Raw genomic sequence first — 26,369 nt, 5'->3', positions numbered from 1 at the left:
CTCAGCCGCGCAGGCGGCGGGCCAGCTCGGCGATATGGGCCGGGCCGATTTCGCAACAGCCGCCGATGGTGGTGGCGCCCAGGTCGCGCCACGCCTCGGCATGGTCGGCATAGGCGTCGGGGTCCAGGTCCTGACGCGCCGACAGCAGGTCCACCGTCGCGCCGATATGGTCGAACCCGGACGCGATCTGCGTGAAGCCGTTGGCGTAGGCGCCGAAGGGCACGCCCCAGCCCGCCACCACGGGCAGCCCTTGGGTCACCGCCTCGGGGATCGAGCAATTCAGCAGGACCCGGTCAACCGGGTGCGCGGCCAGCAGGTCCGCCACGTCCGAAAGCGCCTCGCCCGAGCGCAGTTTCGTGCCGTCCGTGTCGTCCACCGACAGCGCAAGCCAGATCGGCTTGCCGGTCACCGACGCGCCCATCAGCCCGCCCCGGGCCTGGTCGACCGACGACATCGTCTCGAGCAGGTGGACATCGACCGTCTCGGCATGGAGGCGCGCCAGATGGGCATAGATCTCGGCCGCCCGCTCGGCGGGTGGGGCCTTGTCGGGCTGGTAGGAAAAGCCGATCGGTCCCAGCGCACCGGCGACGATTCCCTGCCCGTGGGCATCGCGCGATGCGGCGGCGATTTCGCAGGCGCGGCGGGCCAGCCGCTCAAGCTGGTCTGCCATCCCGTGCGCTTCCAGCCGGTCGGGCAGCACCGCGTAGCTGTTGGTGGTGGCCACATCGGCGCCCGCCGCGAAAAAATCGTCATGCACCGCGCGCACCAGCTCGGGCGCGTCCAGCAGGGCCTGCATCGACCACATGGACGTGGCCCGGCCCGCGCGCGCCACCAGTTCCTGGCCCATGCCGCCATCCAGGATCGTCATCGCGGTCATGGCGCCACCGTGATGACGACCTTGCCGGTGGATTTCCGGCTGCGCAGAAGCTCCAGCCCTTCGCCCGCGCGCTCCAGCGGCAGGTGGTGGCTGATATGGGGGCTGATCCGGCCTTCGGCATACCAGCCCAGCAGCGTTTCCAGCGACGCGGTCAGCCGTTCGGGCGCGAAGGCCATGTAGCCGCCCCAGTAATAGCCCAGGATGCTGACATTCTTGACCAGCAGGTGATTGGCCTTGAACTTCGGCACCTGACCGCTGGCAAACCCGATGACGATCACCCGCGCTTCGGGCCTGAGCGCACGCATGGCGGCGTCCAGCAGGTCGCCGCCCACCGGGTCATAGATCACGTCCGCGCCGCCGAGCGCTTTCAGCTCGGCGCGCAGATCGGCGGTCTCGGAATTGATGCAGTGATCGGCGCCCGCCTCGCGCGCGACCGCCAGCTTGTCGTCGCCGCGCGCCACGGCCACGACCTCGGCCCCCATCAGCTTGCCCAGCTCGACCGCCGTCAGGCCGACACCGCCCGACGCGCCCAACACGACCAGCCGTTCGCCGGGGCGCAGTCGGGCGCGATGGTCCAGCGCCAGGTGCGACGTGCCGTAGGCCACCATGAAGGCGGCGGCGTCGTCGAAGGGCATGGCGTCCGGCAGGCGCTTGGCGCGGGCCGCGTCGAACACGCCGTATTCCGCCAGCCCGCCGTGACCCGCGAAAATCGCAACGCGGTCGCCGGGCGCGAAATCGGTCACGCCGGACCCGATCGCATCGACGGTTCCCGCAAGCTCCATGCCCAGCGTGGCGGGCAGGGGCGGGATGTCCTGATAGGTCCCGTCCGCGACCAGCATGTCCGCGAAGTTCAGCCCGCAGGCCGCGATCCGCACACGCACCTGCCCATCGCCCGGCTCGGGCGTGTCGATATCGCAGATCTCGGGGGGCTGATCGTGGCTGACGACTTGAAAGGCGCGCATGGCAGGGCTCCGGCAGGGATTTCGTAAGGTCAGGTGAGCTGTCTTTATGGCTGATAACAGGTTGTTTTTAGGCCCGCATCCTCATTCTCGAGCCAAACCTGTCCAATTGGGCAGGTTGCGCGAAGGGTTGATTGCGCGGCATTCCTTACAACCAGAGTGAGATAGGTAAGGGTAGTGTAATCATGAAACATCCAGTTGATGTCCACGTTGGAAAACGCATTCGTCACCGCCGTTGGATGCTTGGGATGACCCAGCAGCAGCTTGCTGAAAAGGTCGGGATCAAGTTCCAGCAGATCCAGAAGTACGAGACCGGGATGAACCGCGTCAGTGCTTCGCGCCTTTGGGATATTGCAGACGCGCTCGATGTCCAGGTCGCCTTCTTTTTCGAGGGCATGTCCGAAGACAACGATGCCCAGACCGATACGGTCATCAAGGGCTCGGCCAACGATCTTCTGACCGACAAGGAAGCGCTCGAGCTGGTCCGATCCTATTACGCGATCCCGGAAAACCAGCGCCGCCGCCTGTTCGAGCTGGCCCGCGTGCTCAGCGACGTCGCGTGAGCTTCCAACGCCCCGCTTGACCGCGGGGCGCGATCCCGGATAGCGCCTTGGGTATCGTTGTCGGAGTAATCCGTGCCATGCCCCGCTTGTCCCAGCCTCTGCTTGCTGACCTGACCGCGACCGCGTCCGCCTTGGCCGACGCCGCCGCGCCGGAAACGCTGCGGTATTTCCGGGCCGACGGGTTGGGCGCGGACAACAAGGCTGCGCAGGGCTTCGATCCCGTGACCGAAGGCGATCGCGCGGCCGAGCGTGCCATGCGCGCGGTGCTGGCCCAGCGCCGCCCGCAGGACGCCATCCTGGGCGAGGAATACGGCGCGCAGCCCGGCACCAGCGGCCTGACCTGGGTGCTCGATCCCATCGACGGCACCCGCGCCTTCCTGGCCGGCGCGCCCAGCTGGGGCACCCTGATCGCCGTGGCCGACGCGGATGGCCCGATCCTTGGCCTGATCGACCAGCCTTACCTGCGCGAACGCTTTCACGGCTCACCCGATGGCGGCTGGCTGGACGCAGACTCCGGCCGCCGCGCGCTTGCGACGCGCGCCACATCCGGGCTGGACCGGGCGATCCTGTTCACCACCTTCCCCGAAATCGGCACCACGTCCGAACGGCTGGCCTTCGAGCGGGTGCGCGACCGCGTGCAGCTGACACGCTACGGGCTGGACTGTTATGCCTACGCGTTGCTGGCCATGGGCCAGATCGACCTGGTCATCGAGGCCGGGCTGAACGCCTACGACATTCAGGGGCCGATGGCCGTGGTCGAGGCGGCGGGCGGCATCGTGACGGGCTGGCGGGGCGAGCCCGCGCATGCGGGCGGCCGCGTGATCGCCGCGGCGAACAGGGACTTGCACGCCCAGGCGCTGCAACTGCTGGCGGATAACGGGTGAGCCATCACCTGATCCGCTGGGCCGAATTGCTCGTCACCATGGACGACGCGGACACCGAGCTTGCGGGCGCCGATATCCGCCTGCGCGACGGCACCGTGGCCGAGATCGGCCACGATCTGCCCGCCGACGGCGCCGAGATCCACGATGCTACCGGCTGCCTGGTGACGCCGGGGCTGGTGAACACCCACCACCACCTGTTCCAGACCCTGACCCGTGCCGTGCCCGGCGCGCAGGACGCGGCACTCTTCGGCTGGCTGCAGACGCTCTATCCGATCTGGGCGCGGATGGGGCCCGAGCACATGCGCGTCTCGGCCACGATCGGGCTGGCAGAGCTCGCGCTGTCGGGCTGCACGCTCAGTTCCGACCACCTGTACCTGTTTCCCAACGGCGCGCGGCTGGACGACACCATTGACGCGGCGCGCGAAATCGGGCTGCGCTTCCATCCCACGCGCGGGGCCATGAGCATCGGCGTCAGCCAGGGCGGCCTGCCGCCCGACAGCCTGGTCGAAGACGAGGCCGCGATCCTCGACGACTGCATCCGGGTGATCGACACCCATCACGACCCCGCGCCGGGCGCCATGGTGCGCGTGGGCGTGGCGCCCTGTTCGCCCTTCTCGGTCAGCCGCGAGCTGATGCGCGACGCGGCGCTGCTGGCCCGCGACAAGGGCGTGCGGCTGCATACCCACCTGGCCGAGAACGACGAAGACGTGGCCTATTCGCTGGCGCAATTCGGCTGCCGCCCCGGTCAATACGCCCAGGACCTGGGCTGGACCGGCGACGACGTCTGGCACGCCCATTGCGTGAAGCTGGACGCGGACGAGATCGACCTGTTCGCCCGGACCCGCACCGGGGTGGCACATTGTCCGTGTTCCAATTGTCGGCTGGGCTCGGGGATCGCGCCTGTGCGCGCGATGCTCGACGCGGGCGTGCCGGTGGGGCTTGGCGTCGACGGCTCGGCCAGCAACGACGCGGGCAACCTGGTGGCCGAGGCGCGGCAGGCCATGCTGCTCCAGCGCGTGGCCTCGGGCCCCGACGCGATGTCGGCGCGCGCGGCCCTGCGGCTGGCCACGCGGGGCGGGGCGGCGTTGCTGGGACGCGACGATTGCGGCCAGCTCGCCCCCGGATTCCGCGCCGACCTGGCGGTGTGGGACATGCGCGGGGTCGAGGCCGCGGGCAGCTGGGACGCCGCCGCGCTGGTGCTGGCGGGACCGACACGGGTGCGCCACCTCTTCGTCGAGGGCAACCAGATCGTGCGGGACGGCAACATCACGACACTGGATTTAGGGGCTGCGTCCAGAAATCAGCGAAGAATGGCCATTTCTCTGACGAATTGATGGATAGGGTGGACCGGGTCCGCGACACGCGCATAGGTTGTCCGCGCTATCGCCACTCGTCCAGGAGTATCCATGATCAGATCTGCCCTTCTCACCGCCGCGGCGGGCCTTGGCCTTGCCGCCTGCGTGTCCACCCCCGTCACCACCTCGAACGGATCCGAGGCCGTTCAGCGCAACCAACCGATCCCGGCCACGGGCCAGGGTCTCAACGCCTATCGCTCGAATTCGGGCGCGCCCGCCGTCAAGCGGTCCGCGCGGCTCGACGCCGCGGCCCGCGCCCATGCAATCGACATGGCCCGCAACGATTTCTTCAGCCACCGCGGGTCCCGCGGCTCGACCCATACCCAGCGCATCCAGCGCCAGGGCTGTTCGGGCGGCGCCGAGAACATCGCCGAAGGCCCCTTCACCCGGCAATCGGTGATGGCCGCGTGGATGCGCTCGCCCGGCCACCGCGCCAACATGCTGCGCCCGATCAACACCCATTACGGCATCGCCAATGTCGGCGACAAATGGGTGCTGCTGCTGTCGCGCAACTGCCCCTGATCCACTGATCCGAAGGCCGCGCGCGGGACTTCAGATCCGCCGCGTGCCTTCGGTCCAGACTCCCACCACCGCCCGGTCGTCCCCCATCATCAAGGTGGGGAACACCGCCTGCCAGATGTCGTCCGCCCGGGCCGCGCGCTGCGCGATCGCGGGCGTCGACGACACATCCAGCGCCACCAGGTCCGCGACCGAGCCTACCGCCAGGGTGCCGATCTGGTCCGCCGCGTGCAGCGCGCGGGCCGAGCCCTCGGTCGCCAGCCACAAAAGCTGCGCCGGGTGCAGCGCGGTGCCGCTGAGTTGCCCGATCTCGTAGGCCGCCGCCATCGTGCGCAGCATCGAAAACGACGACCCGCCGCCGGTATCCGTCGCAAGCCCGACGCGCTGCCCTTCGGCCATCCGCGCCGCCATGTCGAACAGGCCCGAGCCGATGAAGGTGTTCGACGTGGGGCAGTGGACCAGTGCCGCGCCCACCTCGCGCAGCCGGTCCCGCTCGCGCGGCTCAAGGTGGATCGCGTGTCCGTAAAGCCCCCGCGCGCCCAGCAGGCCGTGCGCCTCGTAGGTGTCCAGGTAATCGCGCGCGTCCGGGAACAGCTCGCGCACCCATGCGACCTCATCCGGCTGCTCGCTCAGATGCGTCTGCATCAGGCAATCGGGATGCGCGGCCCAGAGCGCGCCCAACGCGTCCAGCTGCTCGGGCGTCGACGTGGGCGAAAAGCGCGGCGTGATCGCGTAGCGCGCGCGGCCGCGCCCATGCCAGCGCGCGATCAGCGCCGCGCTATGGTCCACGGCCGACGCCACGTCGTCGCGCAGGCCCGCGGACGCGTTGCGATCCATGCAGGTCTTGCCCGCCACCACCGCCATGCCCCGCGCCGCCGCGGCCTCGAAAAAGGCATCCACGCTTTCGGGATGGATGGTGCAGAACGAGGCCAGCGTCGTGGTGCCGTGCGCCAGCGCCAGGTCCAGCGTCAGCTCGGCCTGCTGGCGCGCGTAGGCCGGGTCGCCGAAGCGCATTTCCTCGGGGAAGGTATAGGTGTTCAGCCAGTCGATCAGCCGCTTGCCCCAGCTCGCGACGATGCCGGTCTGCGGATAATGCATATGCGCGTCGACGAAGCCCGGCAGGATCAGCGCGTGGCCCAGATCCGTGACGCGCGCATCCGGGTGCGCCGCGCGCAGATCGGCCTTCGATCCAAGCGCCGCGATCGCTCCGTTCTCGATCACCAGTGCGCCGTGCAACCGCGCCGCGTCCTGCGGCGGCCCGTCGAAAGGGTTGGCCGTGAATTCCAGCACCTGCCCGCAAATCAGTTCGGCCATCGCATCGTCCCCCTTGCTGCGCATCGGTTCTGACACAGTTTCAACGCCACTGGCAGACCCCCCGGGAATGACCTAGTGTCCGCCGCAATCGCGCATCAAGGAGGCAAGATATGGCCGAACCGGACCAGACCGAGATCCTGCCCGAACGCGCGATCGAAGACGACGTCTATGCCTTGCGCGACGAAACCATTCGCGAAATCCGCGCGGCGGTGGAAACCGACGATCGCGACGCGCTGGTCGCGGCCATGGAGCCGCTGCACCCCGCCGACATCGCCGACCTTCTGGAACAGATGGAGCCGGGGCCCCGTGACCGGCTGATCGCGCTTTACGGCTCCGAGTTCGATGGCGAGATCCTGTCCGAGCTGGACGAGTCGATCCGCGAAAGCGTCATCGCCGCGCTGTCTCCCGAGGTTCTGACCGATGCGGTCCGCAGCCTGGAATCCGACGACGTGGTCGACCTGCTCGAAGACCTGGACGAGGCCCAGCAGGACGCCATCCTCGAGGTTCTGGAACGCCCCGACCGGGTGGCGGTGGAGCGCGCGCTCAGCTTCCCCGAAGGCTCGGCCGGTCGTCTCATGCAGCGCGAGGTCGTGACCGCGCCCGAACACTGGAATGTGGGCGAGGCCATCGACTTCATGCGCGCCCGGCTGGACCTGCCCGAACAGTTCTACCACATCGTCCTGGTCGACCCGCGCCATCGGCCCGTGGGCCACGTGACGCTGGGCAAGGTGATGTCGTCGGACCGGGTGACGCGGCTTGCGGACCTGCAGGAAGACAGCTTCCGCACCATCCCCGCCAGCCAGGACGAAGAAGACGTGGCCTACGCCTTCAACCAGTATCACCTGATCTCGGCACCGGTGGTGGACGAGGACGGGCGGCTGGTGGGCGTCATCACCATCGACGACGCGATGATCGTGCTCAGCGACGAGAACGAGGAAGACCTGCTGCTGCTGGCGGGGGTGGGCGACGAATCCATCGCCGACCGCACGTCGCAGATCGTGCGGCAACGCTTCCCGTGGCTGCTGGCCAACCTCGGCACCGCGATCCTGGCGTCGCTGGTGATCGCCCAGTTCGAAGCGACGTTGCAGGCCATCGTGGCGCTGGCGGTGCTGATGCCCATCGTGGCCTCCATGGGCGGCAATGCGGGCACCCAGTCCATGACCGTCGCGGTGCGCGCGCTGGCCACCCGCGACCTGACCGGCGCGAACGCGATCCGCGTCATCCGGCGCGAGGTGATGGCGGGGCTGCTGAACGGGGTGGCCTTCGCCGTGATCATGGGGATCGTCGGCTATATCTGGTTCGGCACACCGATGCTGGGCGTGGTGCTGGGCCTCGCCATGATCATCAACCTGGTGGTGGCGGGCCTGGCGGGCGTGCTGGTCCCGCTGGTGATGGAGCGCTGCGGCGTCGACCCGGCGCTGGCATCGGGCACGTTCGTGACGACCGTGACGGACGTGGTGGGCTTCTTCGCCTTCCTGGGCCTGGCGGGCGTCATGCTTCTATGACCCCGGCCGAGGCCAAGGCCGCCGCGCGCCGGATCGCCTTCGCCGCGCGCGCCCGCGCCCACGCCGCCGCCGACGCGCGACAGGCGGACAATCTGATCGACGCCCTGCGTCCGCATCTTGGCCGCCCCCTTGCGGGCTATCACCCGATCCGGACCGAAATCGACCCCACGCCCGCCATGGCGCTCGCCGCCGCGCACGGACCCGTCGCCCTGCCGGTGATCGACGCGCCCGGTCTGCCGCTCAGCTTCCACGGCTGGACCCCCGATGCCGCCCTGCGCGATGGCCCCTTCGGTGCTCGCATCCCGGTCGACGGCGCCGCCATGGTCCCGGAAATCCTGATCGTCCCGCTGGTGGCCTTCGATCGGCACGGCGGGCGGCTGGGCTATGGCGGCGGGTTTTACGATCGCACGCTGCAAACCCTGCGCGCCGCGCGCGCCACCCTGGCCATCGGCTTCGCCTTCGCGGCGCAGGAAACCGCCTGCCTGCCGCTCGAGGCCACCGATCAGCCACTCGACCTGATCGTGACCGAGCGCGAGATCCTCGTCCCGCGCGGACGATGACGCGGCCCGACACGCCGTCCCTGGCCCCCGAAGATCCCGACCGGCCGCCGCGACCCGGGGCCCACTTGCCCCCGTTGGCCCAAGACCCTAACCAGCGCCCATGAAACTTCTCTTCCTCGGCGACGTCATGGGCCGCGCGGGCCGCACCGCGATCATCGAGCGTTTGGCCGAGATCCGCGAACGCCTGGCGCTGGATTTCGTGGTGGTGAATGGCGAAAACGCAACCAACGGCGCGGGCCTGTCCGCCAGCCACGCGAAAGCCTTGCTCGACGCGGGCGCGGACGTGCTGACGCTGGGCGATCACGCCTTCGACCAGCGCGACATGCTGCAGGCGGTCGAGCACGAGCCGCGGATCCTGCGTCCCCTGAACTATTCCAAAACCGCGCCGGGCAAGGGTGCGCGCGTCTTCGAGGCGCCGGGCGGCAAGCGCGTGCTGGTGGCGCAGGTGCTGGGCCAGGTCTTCATGAAACGCCCCTTCGACGATCCCTTCTCGGCGATCGAGCCCGCGCTGAAGAACGCCCGCCTGGGCGGCGCCGTGCAGGCGGCCATCGTCGACATGCATTGCGAAGCCACGTCGGAAAAGATGGCGATGGGCCATTTCTGCGACGGCCGCGCCAGCCTGGTGGTGGGCACCCACACCCATGTCCCCACCGCCGACGCGCAGATCCTGTCGCGCGGCACGGCCTACCTGACCGATGCGGGCATGTGCGGCGACTACGACAGCGTCATCGGCATGGACAAGGCCGAGCCGCTGAACCGCTTCATCACCGGCATGCCGAAGGGACGGTTCGAGCCCGCGAAAGGCCCCGCCACCCTGTCGGGCGTCTTTGTGGAAACCGACGACGCCACCGGTCGCGCCACCCGCGTCGCGCCGTTCCGGGACGGCGGACGCCTGCAACCGACCGCGCCCGAGTGACGCGCACCTTCTGCTTCATCTTTTCAGAAATATCCCGGGGGTCGTCCATTATGCGCCATTGGTGCAAGTACAATGGACGACGGGGCTGGCCCCCGCTCTTGACGTGTGCCGGGGCTGGCCCCCGCCACCGCGTCATTCGGACAGCTGCTCCATCACCTCGTCCGAGGTCTCGAAATTGGCGGTGACGGTCTGCACGTCGTCGTCGTCGTCCAGCGCGTCCATCAGCTTCATCAGCTTCTGCATGCCTTCCAGGTCCATCTCGGTGGTCGTCTGCGGCCGCCAGACCAGCTTGGTCGTCTCGGACTCGCCCAGCTGGTCCTCCAGCTTCGACGACACCTCGTTCAGGTCCGTGTCGGCGCACCAGACCACGTGGCCCTCGTCCGACGATTCCACGTCCTCGGCGCCCGCCTCGATGGCGGCCATCATCACCTCGTCGGCGTCGCCCACGTCCGCCGCATAGACCACCTGGCCCTTGCGGTCGAACATGAAGGACACGCTGCCCGTCTCGCCCAGGTTGCCGCCGTTCTTCGAGAAGGTCGAGCGCACGGTCGACGCGGTGCGGTTGCGGTTGTCGGTCATGGCTTCCACGATGATCGCCACGCCGTTGGGTCCGTAGCCCTCGTAGCGGATTTCCTCGTAATTCTCGCCGTCGCCGCCCTGCGACTTCTTGATCGCCCGGTCGATCACGTCCTTCGGCACCGACTGGCTTTTCGCTTCCTTCACCGCCAGCCGCAGGCGCGGATTCTTGTCGGGATCGGGGTCGCCCATCTTGGCGGCCACGGTGATTTCCTTGGCCAGTTTCGAAAACAGCTTCGACCGGGCGGCGTCCTGGCGTCCCTTTCGATGCTGGATGTTGGCCCATTTGGAATGGCCCGCCATGACTTACCTCGTCAGTCTGTGTGGATCGTGGGCGATATAGGCGACACTGCCCCCCCGCTTCAAGACCCCACGCGTGGACCGAAGCCCAACGGCGCGTTGCCCGGCGGGCTCAGCCGGACCCAGGGGTCGCCTTCGGTCGGCGCAAGCGGCAGGCGGGGCAGGGTCGTCGGGCGCTTCACGGCCACGGGCCAGGTGTGGGGGCAGCCGTTCAGCGTCGTCTCCCACGGCCCGGCCCGCGCGGCGCGCACGCCGGTGCAGAGGCTTCCGTCGGACATCTGGACGACCACCGTGTCGCGATAAAGCGTGACGGCCCGCGGCGCCGCCGACCCGCCCGACGGGCGGTCGGGCCCCGGCGCGGCAGCGCAGGCCGACAAAGCGAGCAGAAGGGCAAGGGATCGCAGCATCTAGAGCGGCCAGATCAGCGGGATGGCCAGCGTGGCCGTGACCGCAAGCAACAGGTTCATGGGAATGCCCACCCTCAGGTAATCGGTGAAACGGTAGCCGCCGGGGCCATAGACCAGCATGTTGGTCTGGTAGCCGATGGGCGTCGAAAAGGCGGCCGACGCCGCGAACATCACGCCGACGACCAGCGGCCGGGGGTCGATCCCCAGCGACAGGCCCAGCTGGATCGCGATCGGCGTCAGGATCACGCCGACGGCGTTGTTGGACACCATTTCGGTCAGCGTGCTGGACAGGACATAGACGCAGAAGAGCACCATCACCGGGGGCAGATCGGCGAAGAAGGGCGTCATCCACGACACCAGCAGCGCCACCGCGCCCGATGCCTCGAGCCCCGCGCCCACCGCCAGCATGGCGAAGATCAGCGCCAGAAGCCGGCCCTCGACGAAGGAAAACGCCTCGTCCGCGTCGATGCAGCGGCAGAGCAGGATTACCGCCACCGCCATCACCGCCAGCGCCAGGATCGGCGCCAGACCCAGCGCCGCCAGCACGACCATCACCGCCAGCGCACCGACGGCGACGGGGGCGCGGTTGCGGCGATAGCCCTGGTCGGTGGGCCGGGAGATGTCGACAAGGTCCATGTCCTGCGCCAGCCGCTGGATGTCGCCGGCCGCGCCTTCCAGCAGCAGCGTATCGCCCACGCGCACGACCACTTCGTCCAGCTGACGCCCGATGTTCTGGTTCCGGCGGTGCACGGCCAGCGGATAGACACCGTAGCGGCGGCGCAGGCGCAGCGATCCCAGCGACCGGCCGATCATGCGGCAGCCCGGGGTGATCAGCACCTCGACCGTTTCGGTCTCGACCGACGACAGCTTGTCGACCGAGCGCAGGTCGCGGCTTTGCTGCAGGCTCAGAAGTTCGGCCATTTCGGTGCGCAGCACCACCCGGTCGCCCGCCTTCAGCTCGACCGGCTCCAGGTCGCGCCGCAGCGACGCATCGCCGCGCAGCACGTCGATGACCCGCACGCCTTCGCGCTTGAACAGGTCCACGTCGACCGCCTTCTGACCGATCAGGCCCGAGCCTTCGGGCACCGCGACCTCGGTGAAGTATTTCATCTTGCGCCGGTCGCTCAGCATAACGCTCAGCGATTGGCGCTCGGGCAGCAGGCGGCGGCCCACCAGCGCCATGAAGGTGCCGCCGACAACGACCTGCAACAGCCCCAGCGGCGCGATTTCGAAGATCGTGAACGCCTCCAGCCCGGCCGAGCGCGCCACCCCGTCCACCAGAAGGTTCGTCGAGGTGCCGATCAGTGTAATGGTTCCGCCCAGGATCGCGGCATAGGATAGCGGGATCAGCAGCTTGGACGGCGACACGCCCAACCGCTTGGCCAGTTGCACGAAGACCGGGATCATCACCACGACCACGGGCGTGTTGTTCATGAAGGCCGAGCCGATGGCCACGGCCAGAAGCGACACCACCAGCACCATGCGCGGATTGTCCTCGGCGCGGGTGTCGGCAAGCTCGGTCAGCCGCTGCAACGCCCCCGTCCGCACCAGCCCGCCCATGATCAGGAACATGGCGGCGATCGTCCACGGGGCGGGGTTCGACAGCACCTCCAGCGCGGCCTCGTAGGGCAGCAGGCCCAGCGCGAACATCAGCGCCGCACCGGCGATGGCGACGACCTCGGTCGGATAGACCTCGCGCGCGAACAGCACGAACATCACCACCACGACCGTGAAGGCCAGGATCGCTTGTATCGTGGGATCGAGGGAGAGCGAAAGCATGATGGGTGGCCCGGTTCAGCCCCAAGGGCGTGGGGCGACGATACCCATGGCCGCCCGCGCGGCGCAACCCGCGATCACTTCAGCTGGCTGTCCTTGCTGCCGCGCCGGTTGATGCCGCCGCGCGCGCGAAAGGCGCCGTCGCGGTCCTGCTGGCAATCTATGCACAGCTGGACGCCGGAAATCGCCGCGCGTCTTTTTTCAGAAATCGGTTCGTCGCATTCGGCGCAATGGGTGCGGCTTTCCGCCCGCTGCCGCGATTGCGCGGCCTTCAGGCGCTTCAGCTCGTCCTCAATCGACGCTTCGATCTGCTCGTTCACCGCGCCGTCGCGCGCCCATCCTCCGGCCATGTGCGATCCTCCCAAAGGATAAAGATAATCACGAATCGCCCCTCGCCAAGGCCCGTCGGGGCCTTGTGAGCGCGCCGGGCAGCGCGTAGCACCGGGGCATGTCCGCACTGCTCTCCGGCTTCGCGCTGGGCCTTTCCCTGATCCTGGCCATCGGCGCGCAGAACGCTTTCGTCCTGCGCCAAGGGATCCGTCGATCCCACGTCCTGCCCGTCGTGCTGACCTGCGCGCTCAGCGACGCGGTGCTGATCGCGGCGGGGGTCGCGGGCTTCGGCTGGCTGGTCGGGTCCGCGCCCTGGATCGCGCCCGTCTTCACCTTCGGCGGCGCGGCCTTCCTGCTGGTCTATGGCGGGCTGGCCCTGCGCAGCGCGTGGCGCGGCGGGGCGGCCTTGCAGCTGGGCGACGGACAGCGCGAAAGCCTGCGCGGCGCCGTGCTGACCTGCCTTGCGCTGACCTGGCTCAACCCGCATGTGTATCTCGACACCGTGGTGCTTCTGGGATCGGTCGCGTCCGGGGCGTCGTCGCGCCTTCTTTTCGGCATCGGCGCGGTGACGGCGTCCTTCGTATTCTTCTTCTCGCTCGGCTACGGCGCGCGCCTTCTGGCGCCGCTTTTCGCCCGCGCCGTCGCGTGGCGGGTGCTGGACCTGTCGGTCGCCGCTGTCATGTGGGGCATCGCTGCCAAGCTGGTGCTGGCGTGAACGGTCAAAGCCGCCCCGTCGCGGGGGCGTTCTGGATGCTGGTGACGGGGTTCCTGTTCGTGGCCGTCACCGCCACGGTCAAGCACCTGGGCGACCGCGTGCCCGCGCCCGAGGCCGCGTTCCTGCGCTACCTTCTGGGCCTGGTGTTCCTTCTGCCGATGCTGGGCGCACTGCGCGACGCGCGGCTGGGGCGTCGGGCGATGATGCTCTTCTCGGCCCGCGGCATCGTCCACGCGCTGGGCGTCATGCTGTGGTTCTTCGCCATGACCCGCATCCCCATCGCCGAGGTCACGGCGATGAACTACGTCTCGCCCGTCTATGTCGCCATCGGCGCCGCGCTGTTCCTGGGCGAGCGGATGCACTGGCCGCGGATGCTGGCCATCGCCGTGGCCCTGCTGGGCGTGCTGATCATCCTGCGGCCCGGCTTTCGCGAGGTCTCGACCGGCCACCTGGCCATGATCGGCACCGCCATCTTCTTCGCGGGCTCGTACCTGATCGCCAAGATCATGGCGGACGAGGTCGCGCCGTCGGTGGTCGTGGCGATGCTGTCGATCGTCGTGACCCTGGCGTTGGCGCCCTTCGCGATCGCCGTCTGGGTCTGGCCCACCTGGTCCGAACTGGGGTGGCTGTTCCTGGTGGCCACCCTTGCCACCACCGGCCACCTGACCATGACGCTGTCCTTCCGCGCCGCGCCGATCATGGTCACCCAGCCCGTCACCTTCCTGCAACTGGTCTGGGCCACGCTGCTGGGCGCACTCGTCTTCGACGAGGCCGTGGACGCCTATGTCGTGCTGGGCGGCACGCTGGTCATCGTGTCGGTGCTGGTCATCACGCTGCGCGAGGCCCGCGCGCGGAAACCGGCGCATCCGCCGAACGGACCCTAGGTCTGGGCGACCGCCAGCCGGTGCGCGTCGAACGCGACGCGCTGCGCGTCGAGGGCGCGAAGCCACGCATCGGTCAGCCCCCGGATCGCGTCCCCCACGTCCTGCGCCCGCGGATAGACCGGCGCGGCGCGGTCGTCGGCCACGCCCAGGTGCCAGCCATCCGTGCTGTTCATGAACCGCGCGACGCCGTCCTCGCCGAACTGCTCGGCGTAGCCTTTCACGACCACGTCGAGATAGCTGAGCAGGATCGGATGCTCCACCGGCGTGACCCCCGCGCTGTCGGGAATCGCGTAGACGACGATCTCGGTCTCGGCCGCAAGACCGTGCCGCAGCCCCGCCGCCGCGACGCGCTCGTAGCCCCGCTCGCGCTGGTCGAGCGTCGCCCAGTCCCGCGCGGGCACCGGCGCGACCAGCCCTTCTATCCCGTCGCCGGGCGCCCGGTAGGCCGTCAGGAACGCGGCGGGCCGCAGATCCGTGGCCTGCCAGCGCCGCCGCCAGCCGGGAAGATGCGCGGGCGCGGTGGGTCCGTAGCCGTGGCTGGCCACGTTGACCAGCGAGCCGTAACCGAAGAAATGGGGATCGCTCATGCGTCCCCATGTGGGCCGATGACAAGGCTTGGCAAGACCCCTTTCCGCGTGCCACAAGCATTGCCAGCGACGGGAGAAGTCGGCCACGCGCCGGTGCCGAAGGAGCAACCGCCCCGGTAAACTCTCAGGCCAAAGGACCGCCGCCTTGATACACTCTGGAGAGTCCCCGGACACCGACCGGGGCGCCGAAGGGATAGCGATCTCAGGCGCAAGGGACAGAGGGGGCAGGACGCGCGGACCCAACTCCGCGCAGCTATGCCGGAGGGGACGATGACCGACACGCTTCTGACGACACCGCTGCACGCGCTGCACCTGGAGCTGGGCGGCAAGATGGTGCCCTTCGCGGGCTACGACATGCCGGTGCAATACCCGCCCGGCGTGATGAAGGAACACCTGCATTGCCGCGCCCACGCGGGCCTCTTCGACGTGTCGCATATGGGCCAGGTGATCCTGCGCCCCCGCTCGGGCAACGTGGCCGACGCGGCGCGCGCGCTCGAGAAGTTGCTGCCGCAGGACGTGATCGCGCTGAAGACCGGCCGCCAGCGATATGGCTTCTTCACCAACGACGCGGGCGGGATCCTGGACGACCTGATGATCGCCAATCGCGGCGATCACCTGTTCCTGGTGGTCAACGCCGCCTGCAAGGAAGCCGACATCGCCCATATGCGCGACGCGCTGTCCAAAACCTGCAAGGTCGAGGAAATCACCGACCGCGCCCTGGTCGCGCTGCAGGGCCCCGATGCCGAATCCGTCCTGGCGGCAATCGCCCCCGGCGCCGCCGACATGCAGTTCATGGACGTGGCCACCCATGACAGCGATTTCGGCCCGCTCTGGGTGTCGCGCTCGGGTTATACCGGCGAAGACGGCTACGAGATCTCGGTCGCCGCCGACCGGGCCGAGGATTTCGCCCGCGCGCTGCTCGACCACGACAGCGTCCAGCCCATCGGCCTCGGCGCCCGCGATTCGCTGCGGCTGGAAGCGGGGCTGTGCCTCTACGGCAACGACATCGACGCATCCACCACCCCGGTCGAGGCCAACCTCGTCTGGGGGATGCAGAAGGCCCGCCGCGCGGGCGGGGCGCGCGAAGGCGGATTTCCCGGATCGGACGTGATCCTGCGCCAGATCGAAATGGGCCCGCCGCGCCTGCGCGTGGGCCTGCTGCCCGACGGGCGCGCGCCCATGCGACAGGGCACCGCGCTCTTCGCCGCGGAAGACGCCGATGCCGCCATCGGCGCCGTGACTTCCGGCGCCTTCGGCCCGTCCATCGAAAGGCCGCTGGCGATGGGCTACGTTTCCATTGACCATTCCGGCGTTGGCACCAAACTCTGGGGCGAGGTGCGCGGCAAACGTCTGCCCGTCACCGTCGCCGAGATGCCGTTCCGCCCGGCCACCTACAAACGCTAAACCGAAAAGGACCGCCCCGCATGAAATTCACCGAAGAACACGAATGGCTGCGTGCCGACGACGACGAGGACGACGTGGTCACCGTGGGCATCACCGAACACGCCGCCGAACAGCTGGGCGACCTAGTCTTCGTGGAACTGCCCGAGGAAGGCATCACCGTCGCCAAGGAAGACGAGGTCGTGGTGATCGAAAGCGTCAAGGCCGCGTCCGACATCATGGCGCCCGTGGACGGCGAGATCATCGAGGTGAATTCCGCCCTCATCGACAATCCCGCGCTCGTCAACGAGGACCCGCTGGGCAAGGGCTGGTTCTTCAAGATGAAGGTGGCCGACATGTCCGACCTCGATGCCATGATGGACGAAGCCGCCTACAAGAAATTCATCTGAGCCGGGCGCAATTTCCTTCCAAGGAAATTGTCCAAAATTCTTCGAAGAATTTTGCGCCCCGCCCGTGACAGGAGTAGCCCCATGCCGTTCCAGCCGACCGACTACGACCCCTACGATTTCGCCAACCGGCGCCATATCGGCCCGTCGCCCTCGGAAATGGCCGAGATGCTAGAGCTTTTGGGCGTGGACAGCCTGGACGCGCTGATCGACGAGACGGTGCCGAAGGCGATCCGCCAGTCCGAGCCGCTGGATTTCGGCCCGCCCATGTCCGAGCGGATGCTGCTGTGGCACATGCGGCAGGTGGCCAAGAAGAACCAGGTCTTCTCGACCATGATCGGGCAGGGCTATCACGGCACCGTCACGCCGCCCGCGATCCAGCGCAACATCCTGGAAAATCCCGCCTGGTACACCGCCTACACGCCCTACCAGCCCGAGATCAGCCAGGGCCGTCTCGAGGCGCTGCTGAACTACCAGACCATGATCACCGACCTGACCGGGCTCGACATCGCCAACGCGTCGCTGCTGGACGAGGCGACGGCGGCCGCCGAGGCCGTGACCATGGCCGAGCGGTCCGCGAAGTCGAAGGCCCGCGCCGTCTTCGTGGACGAGAATTGCCACCCCCAGAATATCGACGTGATCCGCACCCGCTGCGCGCCACTGGACATCGAGGTGGTCGTCGGCGCGCCGCAGGACATGGACGCGGCCAAGGTCTTCGCGGGCGTGTTCCAGTATCCCGGCACCTACGGCGGGCTCATCGATTTCACCGATCTCATCGCGGCCCTGCACGACGCGCAGGCCCTTGGCATCGTCATCGCCGACCCGCTGGCGCTGACCGTGCTGAAAGAGCCGGGCGCCATGGGCGCCGACATCGCCGTGGGCAGCACCCAGCGGTTCGGCGTGCCCATGGGCTATGGCGGCCCGCACGCGGCCTACATGGCCTGCAAGGATGGGCTGAAGCGCGCGATGCCGGGCCGGATCGTGGGCGTCAGCATCGACGCGCGCGGCAACCAGGCGTTCCGGCTGTCGCTGCAGACGCGCGAGCAGCATATCCGCCGCGAGAAGGCGACCAGCAATGTCTGCACCGCGCAGGCGCTACTGGCCGTCATGGCCAGCTTCTATGCCGTGTTCCACGGCCCCGAGGGGCTGAAGGCCATCGCCCAGCAGATCCACGCCAAGACGGTCCACGTGGCCGATACGCTGCGCGAGGCGGGCTTCACCGTCGCGCCCGAGCATTTCTTCGACACGATCACGGTCGAGGTGGGCGCGCTGCAGGGTGCCATCTTCGACGAGGCCGCGCGCCAGCGGATCAACCTGCGCCGGGTCGGGACGACGCGGCTGGGAGTCACCCTGGACGAGACGACGCGCATGGCCACGATCGAGCGGCTGTTCGCCGCCTTCGGCATCCGCGGCGTGGCGCAGATGCCCAAGGTCCTGCGCCTGCCCGAACACCTGCAGCGCGACAGCGATTACCTGACCCACCCGGTCTTCCAAATGAACCGGGCCGAGACGGAAATGATGCGCTACATGCGCCGCCTGGCCGACCGCGACCTGGCGCTCGACCGCGCCATGATCCCGCTGGGCAGCTGCACCATGAAGCTGAACGCGGCGGTGGAAATGGCGCCGATCACGTGGCCCGAATTCGCCATGCTGCACCCCTTCGCCCCCGCCGACCAGGCTGAGGGCTACGCCGAAATGCTGGCCGATCTCAGCGACAAGCTGTGCGAGATCACCGGCTACGACGCCATGTCGCTGCAGCCCAATTCGGGCGCACAGGGCGAATACGCGGGGCTTCTGACCATCATGCGCTACCACGCGGCGCGCGGGCAGGGGCACCGCAAGGTCTGCCTGATCCCCGTGAACGCCCACGGCACCAACCCGGCCAGCGCGCAGATGTGCGGCATGAAGGTGGTGGTGGTGAAATGCACCGCGCGGGGCGATATCGACGTCGCGGATTTCCGCGCCAAGGCCGAAGCCGCGGGCGACGACCTGGCCGCCTGCATGATCACCTATCCGTCCACCCATGGCGTGTTCGAGGACACCGTGCGCGAGGTCTGCGAGATCACCCACAAACACGGCGGGCAGGTCTACCTGGACGGGGCCAACCTGAACGCCATGGTGGGCCTGTCGCAGCCCGGCAAGATCGGCGCGGACGTGTCCCACCTGAACCTGCACAAGACCTTCTGCATCCCCCATGGCGGCGGCGGTCCCGGCATGGGCCCCATCGGCGTGCGCGCCCACCTGGCCGAGCATCTGCCCGGCTACGCCACCGGCCCACAAGCGGTGCAGTCGGACGCCAGTGGCACGGGATCGGGCGCGGTGAGTGCGGCACCCTACGGCTCGGCGTCGATCCTGCCGATCAGCTGGGCCTATTGCCTGCTCATGGGCGGCGCGGGCCTGACCCAGGCCACCAAGGTCGCGATCCTGAACGCCAACTACATCGCCAAGCGGCTGGAAGGGGCCTATGACGTGCTTTATCGCGGGCAGAACGGGCGCATCGCCCATGAGTGCATCCTCGACACCCGGCCCTTCGAGAAATCGGCCCACGTGACCGTCGACGACGTGGCCAAGCGGCTGATCGACAACGGCTTTCACGCACCCACCATGAGCTGGCCTGTGGCGGGCACGCTGATGGTCGAGCCCACCGAATCCGAGACGAAGGCCGAGCTCGACCGTTTCTGCAACGCCATGTTGGCGATCCGCGACGAGATCCGCACCATCGAGAACGGGGGCGATCCGGACAACAACCCGCTGAAACACGCGCCCCACACGGTCGAGGATCTGGTGGGCGACTGGGACCGGCCCTATAGCCGCGAGGACGGCTGCTATCCCGCGGGCGCGTTTCGGGTGGACAAGTACTGGCCGCCGGTGAACCGCGTGGACAATGTCTATGGCGACCGCAACCTGGTCTGCACCTGCCCGCCGCTCGAGGATTACCTGGAAGCGGCCGAGTAGCGGGCCCAGATGCAATCGCAGCGCCCGTGGCGGGCGCTGCGTTCAGGTATTTAAGGACCAGTGATGCAGCTGAGGGGCGCTTCGGTCAGCTGTCGGTAAAGAAGCTCGAATTGCGCTCTTCCCCGAGCGCGTCGATGACGGATGTCTTGGGCTCGGCCGCGCTGGTGGCCGCCATGTGGTCGGCGGGCGCGAAGCGGGCCACGCGGTGCAGGTCTTCCACGAGCATGATCCCGTCGCGCGCATAGCTGAGCGCCCGGGACGACAGCGCCATGGCGGCGTCGGCCACGCCGGGATCGCGGTGCTCGCTGAGCGTGGCGTAGGCGCGCTGAAGCGCCAGTTGAACCTCGACGAAGGTGCGTCCGTCCCGCGCGATGGGATCGAGCGTCGCCAGCAACAGGTCGCGCCGTTCCATGGGCTGGCAATAGACGCCGGGCGCGTAGGGCTCGTCCAGTTCACGCTCGACGGGCAGGTTGGCGACCATCCGGGTGATGCGGCCAATCACGTCCAGCGCGGTGCGCGGATCGTTGATGCCCGGCGACAGGGCGCGTTCGGCGATCTCGGCCAGCACGACCAGCGAAAAGGTCGCGTCCTGGTCGTATTCGCGCCGGTCGCCGATGGCGATGGCGCCGCGCAGGGCGTTTTCGGACGTCTCGTCGAGCGCTTCGACGTCGACATATCCCAATGCGCCGCCCTTGCCGATCCAGTCGCCGGGCCGCACCGTGACGAAGACCCGTGCCGCCCAGTCCTGGGCCAGGTCGTTCAGCTTCTCGGTGTCGATGTTCTGTACGAAGCCGAAGCTGTCGGATTGGAAGGCGGGCGCGTCGCCGGGCACCGGCGTGTCGATCAGCGAGCGTCCGCCCAGGAAGGGCCGGTCGATGCGGGCCTTCAGGCAGGAATGGGCGCGCTCCTCGACCCGGCGGATCGTCGCCTCGACCGATCCCAGCCCCGACAGATGCGCCACCCAGCGCAGCACCGCGACGATCACCAGCCCCAGGATGCCCACGGTGAAGACGTAGATCAGCGGGTAATCGGCCGACTCGAACAGGCCCACATTCAGCATCGTCGTCATCACCAGCGCGTAGATGAACGCGCCGATGAAGGTGGCGATCACGGTCTGGGTGCGGCCGTCCTGCTGCAGCAACCGGTGGGCGCGCGGGGTCGCGTTCGAATCCGCGGCCAGGTGCGCCGAGACCATGATCGACAGCGAAAACGTCGTCACGGTCAGCATCGAATTGGTCAGGATCGACAGCAGCCCCGTCAGCGCGTCCTCGTCGATGCGGCCCGACAGGTCGATCGGGATCAGGTGGGACAGGGGGGTCAGCGCGGCGGCCACGAGGGCCAGGCACGAGATCAGGACCGCGCGCACCCAAAGGCGCCGCGCGAACATCCTGAACTTCCAGATGAGCGACGAGAACATGTGCCCTAACGCCGGGGTGTGATGGGGGTTCCGCGCAGTCGCCCGCGGGCAATTCCCCAGTATTGACAAGCCGCGGCCAAGTTGCGAAAGGCAGCGTCAGTGGGGCCGTAGCTCAGTTGGTAGAGCGCGTCGTTCGCAATGACGAGGTCGTCGGTTCGATCCCGATCGGCTCCACCAGATCCATTCTTTTCAACGCGATCGCGATGCGCCGATAAGGGCCGTGAAGGAGCCTTCCGCCATGCGCCTGCCCAAGATCTTCGACGGTCACAACGACCTTCTGACGCGGCTTCACACGGCCGGTGCGGGGGCCGACAGCGTCGCGCGGGACGGGCAGGGCGCCATCGACATGCCAAGCGCCCGGGCGGGGGGCTTTGGCGGCGGCTTCTTCGCGCTCTGGGTGCCGTCGCCGGTCGACGTGGTCGCGAAGATCGCGGCGATGCAGGGCGACGGCTACGACATGCCCCTGCCGGGCATGGTCCCGCAAACCGAGGCCAGGCGCGTCGTCGACGCGCAGATCGCGCTGTTTGAAGACCTGGTCGCGCTGGGCCATCTCACCCATTGCCGGACCGTCGAGGATCTGCGCCGGGCCCTGTCCGGCGACAGCCTGGCCGCCATCCTGCACATGGAAGGGGCCGAGGCGATCGGGCCGGACTTGGACGAGCTGGACGCCTATCACGACCGCGGGCTGCGCTCGCTCGGGCCGGTCTGGAGCCGCGAGACCATCTTCGGGCACGGCGTGCCCTTCCGCTACCCGTCCACCGGCGATACCGGGCCGGGGCTGACGGATGCGGGGCAGCGGCTGGTGCGGCGCTGCGACGACCTGGGGATCATGCTGGACCTGTCGCACCTGAACGAAGCCGGGTTCTGGGACGTGGCCCGGCTGTCGCACCGGCCGCTGGTGGCCACCCATTCCAACGCCCATGCCGTGTCGCCCCACGCGCGCAACCTGACCGACCGGCAGCTCGACGCCATCGCCGACAGCGACGGCATGGTGGGGCTGAACTTCGCCGTCGCGTTCCTGCGGCCCGATGGAAAGATGCGGGCGGATGTGGGGCTGGACGTGATGATGCGGCATCTCGACCACCTGATCGGGCGGCTGGGCGAGGATCGCGTGGGCTTCGGGTCGGATTACGACGGGGCGATGGTGCCGCAGGCGCTGATCAGCGTGGCCGATCTGCCCAAGCTGCGAACGGCGCTGCGGGCGCATGGCGTTGACGATGCCCTGATGGAAAAACTGTGCCAGGGCAACTGGTTGCGGGTGCTTGAAAAAAGCTGGACCTGAGCCCCTTGCGGGCGTCGGTTTCTGGTATTTGTGGAAAGATGAAGCGGGCGGTCAGGCGCGCAGGTGGGCGTCGAGCCCTTCGAGCATGGCCAAGCACGCGGCAAGCTGGTCGGTGCTGACGAACTCGTCGGGCTTGTGGGCCTGCGCGATATCGCCGGGGCCGCAGACCACGGCGTCCAGGCCGAGCTTCTGGAAAAGCCCCGCCTCGGTGCCGAAGGCCACCACGTCCGCGCCGTTGGCCCCGGTCAGCCCGGACACGATCCGCGCGGCTTCGTTGTCGTCCACCGGCTCGAGACCCGCCACGTCGCCGATGGTTTCGGTTTCGATTTTCGAACCTTCGTGGACCGCCCGCATGGCCGGAAGCAGCGTTTCGTTGCAGAAATCGCGCATTGTCCGCGTGGCCAGGTCCTTGTCGGCGGCGTTGACCGGGCGCAGCTCCCAGTCGACCTCGGCCAGCTCGGCGATCACGTTATGGGCGATGCCGCCGCGCAATCCGCCCACCTGCACTGTCGTTCCGGGCGGCGTGAAGCGGCTGTCCGCAGGCGCGCGCGCCGCCAGCTCGCCGCGCAGCTCCAGCAGGCGGGCGACGAAGCGGGCGGCGTATTCCGTGGCCGACACGCCCAGGTCGGGGTTCGATCCGTGGCCCGCCAGCCCGTGGAAGGTCGTGGTGTATTCGCAGCAGCCCTTGTGCCCTTCGACCAGGCGCATGGACGTGGGCTCGCCGATGATGGCCAGGCCCGGCCGCGTGTCCCAGTCCGCCATCTCGGCCACCAGCGCCTGCGCGCCCAGGCAGCCGGTTTCCTCGTCATGGGTGAAGCAGAAATGCAGCGGGCGGCGCAGCGCGCCGTCGGCATAGACCGGCGCGACCGCAAGGCACGCGGCGATGAAGCCCTTCATGTCGCAGGTGCCGCGCCCGTAAAGCAGCCCGTCCCGCGCGCTTAAGGCAAACGGATCCGTGGCCCAGTCCTGGTCCGCCACCGGCACCACGTCCGTATGGCCCGACAGCACGATCCCGCCCGAGATGTCGGGCCCGAGGCTGGCGAAGAGGTTCGCCTTGCGGCCGCTGTCGTCGCGCAGGATGCGGCAGCGCGCCCCGACATCTTCCAGTCGGTTCGCCAGATGCGCGATCATGGCCAGGTTGCTGTCGGACGACACCGTCGGGAACGCGACGAGATCGCGCAGGTGGTCGATGCAGGCGTCCAGCCTGCTCATTTGGCCACCAATCGGCGGGGATAGTTGGCCAGGGGTTCCGCCGGGCCGCTCTCGGCGATGACGATGGTCTCGGTCAGCTCCAGCCCCCAATCCTGCATCCAGAGGGCGGGCATGAAGTGGAACGTCATGCCGGGGCGCAGCTCGGTCGTGTCGCTTTCGCGCAGCGACACCGTGTGCTCGCCCCAGTCGGGCGGGTAGCTCAGGCCCACGGCGTAGCCCACGCGCCCCTGCCGGTCGATCCCGGCCTCGGCCAGCGCGCCCTTCAGCGCGATCGCGATATCGCAGGCGCGGTTGCCCGGAATCGCGGCGGCAAGGCCCGCGTCGATGCCCTTCAGAACCGCCGTCTCGGCGTGGCGCATCTCGGACGGCGGGTCGCCCAGGTACACCGTCCGGCAGAGCGGCGCGTGGTAGCGGCGGTAGCAGCCCGAGATCTCGAAGAACGTCGCCTCGTCCGCCCGGAAGGGGCGTCCGTCCCAGGTCAGGTGCGCGGCGGCCGCGTCCGGACCCGAGGGCAGCAGCGGCACGATCGCCGGGTAGTCGCCCCAGGCGCCGTCCACGCCGCGGATCGCGTCGCGGTAGATGTCGGCCACCAGCTCGTTCTTGGGCAGGCCCACCTCGACCCGGTCCATCAGCCCCTCGATCATCTTGGTCGAGATCGCCGCGGCCTTGCGCATGAAGTCCAATTCCGTGTCGGATTTGACCGTGCGCTGCCAGTTGCACAGGCTCGTCGCGTCGACGAAGACCGCTTGCGCCATCGAAGCGCGCAGGCTGTCCATGGCGCGGGCGGTAAAATAGAAATTGTCCATCTCGACCCCGATCCGCGCCGCGGCGAAGCCCCGGTCAGCCAGCAGGGCGGCCAGGTGCTGCATGGGGTGGCGGTCGGTGGACTGGACCCAGTCGTCGGAATAGGTCAGCACCCGGTCGTTATCCATCCAGACGGTGCGGTGCGCGCCGAACCCGTCCATGTGCCGCCCCCACCACAGCGGGTCGGCATCGTGGGTGACGATGACGCCCTGGTGGACGTAGAAGGACCAACCGTCATAGCCGGTGATCCAGGCCATGTTGGACGGGTTGGTGAGCAGCAGCAGCTCGATGCCCTCGGCGTCCATGGACCGGCGCAGCAGCGACAGGCGGCGCTGGTACTCGGCGTCGTCGAAGGCGGGATCGGCGTTCGGCATGGGGCCCCCGGCAATTGTTGCGACCTCAGGCGAACGCGGAAACCGGGGGCGGGTCAAGGGGGGCGGGGGTTTTCACCGGGCGGCCGGAGGCGTAGATGCAAGGGCATACCCCCCGAAGGAGAGCCCCGATGGACGATCTGCGCCGCAACGACGAACTGGCCCAGTGGGACCGCGACCACTTCATGCATCCCTCGACCCACCTGGCGCAGCACGCGCGGGGCGAGGCGATGGGCCGGATCATCCGCACCGCGTCGGGCGTGCATATCGAGGACCGGAACGGGCGGCGGATGCTGGACGCCTTCGCCGGGCTTTACTGCGTGAACGTGGGCTACGGGCGGACCGAGATCGCCGACGCCATCGCCGCGCAGGCGCGCGAGCTTGCCTATTACCACGCCTATGTGGGCCACGGCACCGAGGCGTCGATCACGCTGGCGCGCATGGTGCTGGAACGCGCGCCCGATCACATGTCGAAGGTCTATTTCGGGCTGTCGGGCTCGGACGCGAACGAGACCAACATCAAGCTGATCTGGTATTACAACAATATCCTGGGGCGGCCCCGGAAGAAGAAGATCATCTCGCGCTGGCGCGGCTATCACGGCTCGGGGCTGATGACCGGGTCGCTGACCGGGCTCGAAGTCTTTCACGCCAAGTTCGACCTGCCCATGGACGGGGTGATGCACACCACGGCGCCCTATTATTTCCGGCGCGACGATGTCAGCCAGTCCGAGGCGCAGTTCGTGGCCCAATGCGCCGCGGACCTGGAAGAGATGATCGACCGTGAAGGTGCCGACACCATCGCCGCCTTCTGGGCCGAGCCTCTGCTGGGCACCGGCGGCATCGTGCCGCCGCCCAAGGGCTACTGGGACGCGATCCAGCCGATCCTGCGGCGCCACGACATCCTGCTGGTGGCCGACGAGGTGGTGACCGGATTCGGGCGGCTGGGCACCATGTTCGGCTCCGAGCATTACGGGATGCGGCCGGACCTGATCACCATCGCCAAGGGCCTGACCAGCGCCTACGCGCCGCTCTCGGGCTCGATCGTCAGCGACGACGTCTGGAAGGTGCTGGAGCGGGGCACGGACGAGAACGGGCCGCTGGGCCACGGCTGGACCTATTCGGCGCATCCCATCGGCACCGCGGCGGGTGTCGCGAACCTGGAATTGCTCGACAGCCTGGGCCTGGTGGACCAGGCGGGGGCGGTGGGGGCGTATCTGAACGCGCGCATGGCCGAGGCGCTGGCCGACCATCCCCACGTGGGCGAAGTGCGCGGCGACGGGATGCTCTGCGCGGTGGAGCTGGTGGCGGATCGCGATCCGCGTACGTTCTTCGAGCCGGACCGGAAGATGGGGGCCACCGTCGTGGGCCACCTGGCCGAGCAGGACGTGATCGCCCGCGCCATGCCGGGCGGCGACATCCTGGGCTTCGCGCCGCCCTTCTGCCTGAGCCGCGACAACGTGGACGAGATCGTCGAGAAGACCGTCACGGCCATCGCGCAAGCGGGGCTCTAGGCC

The 26,369-nt window shown here is 68.6% G+C and carries 25 protein-coding genes, 1 tRNA gene and 1 riboswitch; of the genes, 15 read left to right on the top strand and 11 right to left on the bottom strand.

Features of this window, described 5'->3' with window-relative positions; all coding sequences use genetic code 11:
- Position 1: 1 nt before the first annotated feature.
- Both ILP92_RS06880 and ILP92_RS06875 read right to left on the bottom strand, forming a co-directional pair.
- Positions 2-877 carry a homocysteine S-methyltransferase family protein gene (locus ILP92_RS06880; protein ID WP_198915638.1) on the bottom strand — a complete coding sequence of 292 codons (876 nt, stop codon included), beginning with the start codon at positions 875-877 and terminating at the stop codon, positions 2-4.
- Positions 874-1,839 (bottom strand): NADPH:quinone oxidoreductase family protein, encoded by a 966-nt coding sequence (locus ILP92_RS06875; protein WP_198915637.1) that lies wholly within the window; start codon positions 1,837-1,839, stop codon positions 874-876. Before ILP92_RS06875 ends, ILP92_RS06880 begins: the two co-directional genes overlap by 4 nt.
- Positions 1,840-2,021: 182 nt before the next feature.
- Between ILP92_RS06875 and ILP92_RS06870 the strand changes: the two genes are divergently transcribed.
- From ILP92_RS06870 to ILP92_RS06855, 4 genes are all read left to right on the top strand, one after another.
- Positions 2,022-2,399: a helix-turn-helix domain-containing protein gene (locus ILP92_RS06870; RefSeq protein WP_198915636.1), complete on the top strand. Its 378-nt coding sequence runs from the start codon at positions 2,022-2,024 to the stop codon at positions 2,397-2,399.
- A 77-nt stretch (positions 2,400-2,476) separates the two neighbouring features.
- Entirely contained in the window at positions 2,477-3,283 is an 807-nt protein-coding gene (gene hisN / locus ILP92_RS06865; RefSeq protein WP_198915635.1) for a histidinol-phosphatase, read from the top strand.
- Positions 3,280-4,617 carry an 8-oxoguanine deaminase gene (locus ILP92_RS06860; protein WP_198915634.1) on the top strand — a complete coding sequence of 446 codons (1,338 nt, stop codon included), beginning with the start codon at positions 3,280-3,282 and terminating at the stop codon, positions 4,615-4,617. The genes hisN and ILP92_RS06860 overlap by 4 nt, the downstream gene beginning before the upstream one ends.
- A 72-nt stretch (positions 4,618-4,689) precedes the next feature.
- The gene (locus tag ILP92_RS06855; RefSeq protein ID WP_198915633.1) at positions 4,690-5,160 is read left to right on the top strand and encodes a CAP domain-containing protein; all 471 of its coding nucleotides are present in this window, start codon (positions 4,690-4,692) and stop codon (positions 5,158-5,160) included.
- A 30-nt stretch (positions 5,161-5,190) separates the two neighbouring features.
- Here ILP92_RS06855 and guaD read toward each other — a convergent pair whose 3' ends face one another.
- Positions 5,191-6,471 carry a guanine deaminase gene (gene guaD / locus ILP92_RS06850; protein WP_198915632.1) on the bottom strand — a complete coding sequence of 427 codons (1,281 nt, stop codon included), beginning with the start codon at positions 6,469-6,471 and terminating at the stop codon, positions 5,191-5,193.
- Positions 6,472-6,581: 110 nt separating this feature from the next.
- On the opposite strand from guaD, the gene mgtE reads away from it, so the two are divergent.
- From mgtE to ILP92_RS06835, 3 genes are all read left to right on the top strand, one after another.
- The gene (mgtE, locus tag ILP92_RS06845) at positions 6,582-7,976 is read left to right on the top strand and encodes a magnesium transporter (protein ID WP_198915631.1); all 1,395 of its coding nucleotides are present in this window, start codon (positions 6,582-6,584) and stop codon (positions 7,974-7,976) included.
- The gene (locus ILP92_RS06840) at positions 7,973-8,536 is read left to right on the top strand and encodes a 5-formyltetrahydrofolate cyclo-ligase (RefSeq protein ID WP_198915630.1); all 564 of its coding nucleotides are present in this window, start codon (positions 7,973-7,975) and stop codon (positions 8,534-8,536) included. Before mgtE ends, ILP92_RS06840 begins: the two co-directional genes overlap by 4 nt.
- A gap of 100 nt (positions 8,537-8,636) precedes the next feature.
- Entirely contained in the window at positions 8,637-9,452 is an 816-nt protein-coding gene (locus tag ILP92_RS06835; RefSeq protein WP_198915629.1) for a TIGR00282 family metallophosphoesterase, read from the top strand.
- A 132-nt stretch (positions 9,453-9,584) separates the two neighbouring features.
- On the opposite strand, the gene ILP92_RS06830 is transcribed toward ILP92_RS06835, so the two are convergent.
- The 4 genes from ILP92_RS06830 to ILP92_RS06815 form a co-directional block, all read right to left on the bottom strand.
- Positions 9,585-10,331: a YebC/PmpR family DNA-binding transcriptional regulator gene (locus tag ILP92_RS06830; RefSeq protein WP_198915628.1), complete on the bottom strand. Its 747-nt coding sequence runs from the start codon at positions 10,329-10,331 to the stop codon at positions 9,585-9,587.
- Between the two features lie 59 nt (positions 10,332-10,390).
- Entirely contained in the window at positions 10,391-10,735 is a 345-nt protein-coding gene (locus ILP92_RS06825; protein WP_198915627.1) for a hypothetical protein, read from the bottom strand.
- Entirely contained in the window at positions 10,736-12,514 is a 1,779-nt protein-coding gene (locus tag ILP92_RS06820) for an SLC13 family permease (protein WP_198915626.1), read from the bottom strand.
- A 74-nt stretch (positions 12,515-12,588) separates the two neighbouring features.
- The gene (locus ILP92_RS06815; protein WP_198915625.1) at positions 12,589-12,861 is read right to left on the bottom strand and encodes a DksA/TraR family C4-type zinc finger protein; all 273 of its coding nucleotides are present in this window, start codon (positions 12,859-12,861) and stop codon (positions 12,589-12,591) included.
- 98 nt (positions 12,862-12,959) lie between these two features.
- On the opposite strand from ILP92_RS06815, the gene ILP92_RS06810 reads away from it, so the two are divergent.
- Both ILP92_RS06810 and ILP92_RS06805 read left to right on the top strand, forming a co-directional pair.
- Positions 12,960-13,556 carry a LysE/ArgO family amino acid transporter gene (locus tag ILP92_RS06810; protein ID WP_198915624.1) on the top strand — a complete coding sequence of 199 codons (597 nt, stop codon included), beginning with the start codon at positions 12,960-12,962 and terminating at the stop codon, positions 13,554-13,556.
- Positions 13,553-14,440 carry a DMT family transporter gene (locus tag ILP92_RS06805; protein ID WP_438361548.1) on the top strand — a complete coding sequence of 296 codons (888 nt, stop codon included), beginning with the start codon at positions 13,553-13,555 and terminating at the stop codon, positions 14,438-14,440. The genes ILP92_RS06810 and ILP92_RS06805 overlap by 4 nt, the downstream gene beginning before the upstream one ends.
- Here ILP92_RS06805 and ILP92_RS06800 read toward each other — a convergent pair.
- A complete protein-coding gene (locus ILP92_RS06800; protein WP_198915623.1) occupies positions 14,437-15,027 on the bottom strand; it encodes a gamma-glutamylcyclotransferase family protein in 591 nt (196 codons plus the stop codon). The genes ILP92_RS06805 and ILP92_RS06800 overlap by 4 nt on opposite strands.
- Before the next feature lie 60 nt (positions 15,028-15,087).
- Positions 15,088-15,177: riboswitch (glycine riboswitch) on the top strand.
- A 120-nt stretch (positions 15,178-15,297) separates the two neighbouring features.
- On the opposite strand from ILP92_RS06800, the gene gcvT reads away from it, so the two are divergent.
- From gcvT to gcvP, 3 genes are all read left to right on the top strand, one after another.
- Positions 15,298-16,431: a glycine cleavage system aminomethyltransferase GcvT gene (gene gcvT, locus ILP92_RS06795; protein WP_198915622.1), complete on the top strand. Its 1,134-nt coding sequence runs from the start codon at positions 15,298-15,300 to the stop codon at positions 16,429-16,431.
- Positions 16,432-16,451: 20 nt separating this feature from the next.
- Positions 16,452-16,817, top strand: coding sequence for a glycine cleavage system protein GcvH (gcvH, locus tag ILP92_RS06790; protein ID WP_198915621.1), 366 nt, complete (start codon positions 16,452-16,454; stop codon positions 16,815-16,817).
- 81 nt (positions 16,818-16,898) lie between these two features.
- On the top strand, positions 16,899-19,769 hold the full coding sequence (gcvP, locus tag ILP92_RS06785; RefSeq protein ID WP_198915620.1) for an aminomethyl-transferring glycine dehydrogenase: 2,871 nt from the start codon (positions 16,899-16,901) through the stop codon (positions 19,767-19,769).
- 85 nt (positions 19,770-19,854) lie between these two features.
- On the opposite strand, the gene ILP92_RS06780 is transcribed toward gcvP, so the two are convergent.
- Complete coding sequence (locus ILP92_RS06780; RefSeq protein ID WP_198915619.1) at positions 19,855-21,156, bottom strand: DUF2254 domain-containing protein; 1,302 nt, start codon at positions 21,154-21,156, stop codon at positions 19,855-19,857.
- A gap of 131 nt (positions 21,157-21,287) precedes the next feature.
- Here ILP92_RS06780 and ILP92_RS06775 point away from each other — a divergent pair.
- Positions 21,288-21,363 (top strand) — tRNA-Ala (locus tag ILP92_RS06775).
- Positions 21,364-21,424: 61 nt separating this feature from the next.
- A complete protein-coding gene (locus tag ILP92_RS06770; protein WP_198915618.1) occupies positions 21,425-22,468 on the top strand; it encodes a dipeptidase in 1,044 nt (347 codons plus the stop codon).
- A 51-nt stretch (positions 22,469-22,519) separates the two neighbouring features.
- Here the strand turns inward: ILP92_RS06770 and argE are convergent, their stop codons facing one another.
- Positions 22,520-23,680: an acetylornithine deacetylase gene (gene argE / locus ILP92_RS06765; protein WP_198915617.1), complete on the bottom strand. Its 1,161-nt coding sequence runs from the start codon at positions 23,678-23,680 to the stop codon at positions 22,520-22,522.
- Positions 23,677-24,858: a M24 family metallopeptidase gene (locus tag ILP92_RS06760; RefSeq protein ID WP_198915616.1), complete on the bottom strand. Its 1,182-nt coding sequence runs from the start codon at positions 24,856-24,858 to the stop codon at positions 23,677-23,679. The genes argE and ILP92_RS06760 overlap by 4 nt, the downstream gene beginning before the upstream one ends.
- A gap of 137 nt (positions 24,859-24,995) precedes the next feature.
- Here ILP92_RS06760 and ILP92_RS06755 point away from each other — a divergent pair, with 137 nt between their 5' ends.
- On the top strand, positions 24,996-26,366 hold the full coding sequence (locus tag ILP92_RS06755) for an aspartate aminotransferase family protein (protein WP_198915681.1): 1,371 nt from the start codon (positions 24,996-24,998) through the stop codon (positions 26,364-26,366).
- Positions 26,367-26,369: the final 3 nt, after the last annotated feature.

Source organism: Palleronia pontilimi (genome assembly GCF_016412875.1).
GTDB classification, from domain to species: Bacteria; Pseudomonadota; Alphaproteobacteria; order Rhodobacterales; family Rhodobacteraceae; genus Palleronia; species Palleronia pontilimi.
Note: the sequence above shows the minus strand (reverse complement) of the source record. Positions and strands in the feature narration are given on the sequence as shown.

Excerpts from the sequence above, each read along its gene's own strand:
- ILP92_RS06880 (WP_198915638.1), bottom strand. The coding sequence starts at position 877 with ATGACCGCGATGACGATCCTGGATGGCGGCATGGGCCAGGAACTGGTG.
- ILP92_RS06875 (WP_198915637.1), bottom strand. The coding sequence starts at position 1,839 with ATGCGCGCCTTTCAAGTCGTCAGCCACGATCAGCCCCCCGAGATCTGC.
- ILP92_RS06870 (WP_198915636.1), top strand. The coding sequence starts at position 2,022 with ATGAAACATCCAGTTGATGTCCACGTTGGAAAACGCATTCGTCACCGC.
- hisN (WP_198915635.1), top strand. The coding sequence starts at position 2,477 with ATGCCCCGCTTGTCCCAGCCTCTGCTTGCTGACCTGACCGCGACCGCG.
- ILP92_RS06855 (WP_198915633.1), top strand. The coding sequence starts at position 4,690 with ATGATCAGATCTGCCCTTCTCACCGCCGCGGCGGGCCTTGGCCTTGCC.
- guaD (WP_198915632.1), bottom strand. The coding sequence starts at position 6,471 with ATGGCCGAACTGATTTGCGGGCAGGTGCTGGAATTCACGGCCAACCCT.
- mgtE (WP_198915631.1), top strand. The coding sequence starts at position 6,582 with ATGGCCGAACCGGACCAGACCGAGATCCTGCCCGAACGCGCGATCGAA.
- ILP92_RS06840 (WP_198915630.1), top strand. The coding sequence starts at position 7,973 with ATGACCCCGGCCGAGGCCAAGGCCGCCGCGCGCCGGATCGCCTTCGCC.
- ILP92_RS06835 (WP_198915629.1), top strand. The coding sequence starts at position 8,637 with ATGAAACTTCTCTTCCTCGGCGACGTCATGGGCCGCGCGGGCCGCACC.
- ILP92_RS06830 (WP_198915628.1), bottom strand. The coding sequence starts at position 10,331 with ATGGCGGGCCATTCCAAATGGGCCAACATCCAGCATCGAAAGGGACGC.
- ILP92_RS06825 (WP_198915627.1), bottom strand. The coding sequence starts at position 10,735 with ATGCTGCGATCCCTTGCCCTTCTGCTCGCTTTGTCGGCCTGCGCTGCC.
- ILP92_RS06820 (WP_198915626.1), bottom strand. The coding sequence starts at position 12,514 with ATGCTTTCGCTCTCCCTCGATCCCACGATACAAGCGATCCTGGCCTTC.
- ILP92_RS06815 (WP_198915625.1), bottom strand. The coding sequence starts at position 12,861 with ATGGCCGGAGGATGGGCGCGCGACGGCGCGGTGAACGAGCAGATCGAA.
- ILP92_RS06810 (WP_198915624.1), top strand. The coding sequence starts at position 12,960 with ATGTCCGCACTGCTCTCCGGCTTCGCGCTGGGCCTTTCCCTGATCCTG.
- ILP92_RS06800 (WP_198915623.1), bottom strand. The coding sequence starts at position 15,027 with ATGAGCGATCCCCATTTCTTCGGTTACGGCTCGCTGGTCAACGTGGCC.
- gcvT (WP_198915622.1), top strand. The coding sequence starts at position 15,298 with ATGACCGACACGCTTCTGACGACACCGCTGCACGCGCTGCACCTGGAG.
- gcvH (WP_198915621.1), top strand. The coding sequence starts at position 16,452 with ATGAAATTCACCGAAGAACACGAATGGCTGCGTGCCGACGACGACGAG.
- gcvP (WP_198915620.1), top strand. The coding sequence starts at position 16,899 with ATGCCGTTCCAGCCGACCGACTACGACCCCTACGATTTCGCCAACCGG.
- ILP92_RS06780 (WP_198915619.1), bottom strand. The coding sequence starts at position 21,156 with ATGTTCGCGCGGCGCCTTTGGGTGCGCGCGGTCCTGATCTCGTGCCTG.
- ILP92_RS06770 (WP_198915618.1), top strand. The coding sequence starts at position 21,425 with ATGCGCCTGCCCAAGATCTTCGACGGTCACAACGACCTTCTGACGCGG.
- argE (WP_198915617.1), bottom strand. The coding sequence starts at position 23,680 with ATGAGCAGGCTGGACGCCTGCATCGACCACCTGCGCGATCTCGTCGCG.
- ILP92_RS06760 (WP_198915616.1), bottom strand. The coding sequence starts at position 24,858 with ATGCCGAACGCCGATCCCGCCTTCGACGACGCCGAGTACCAGCGCCGC.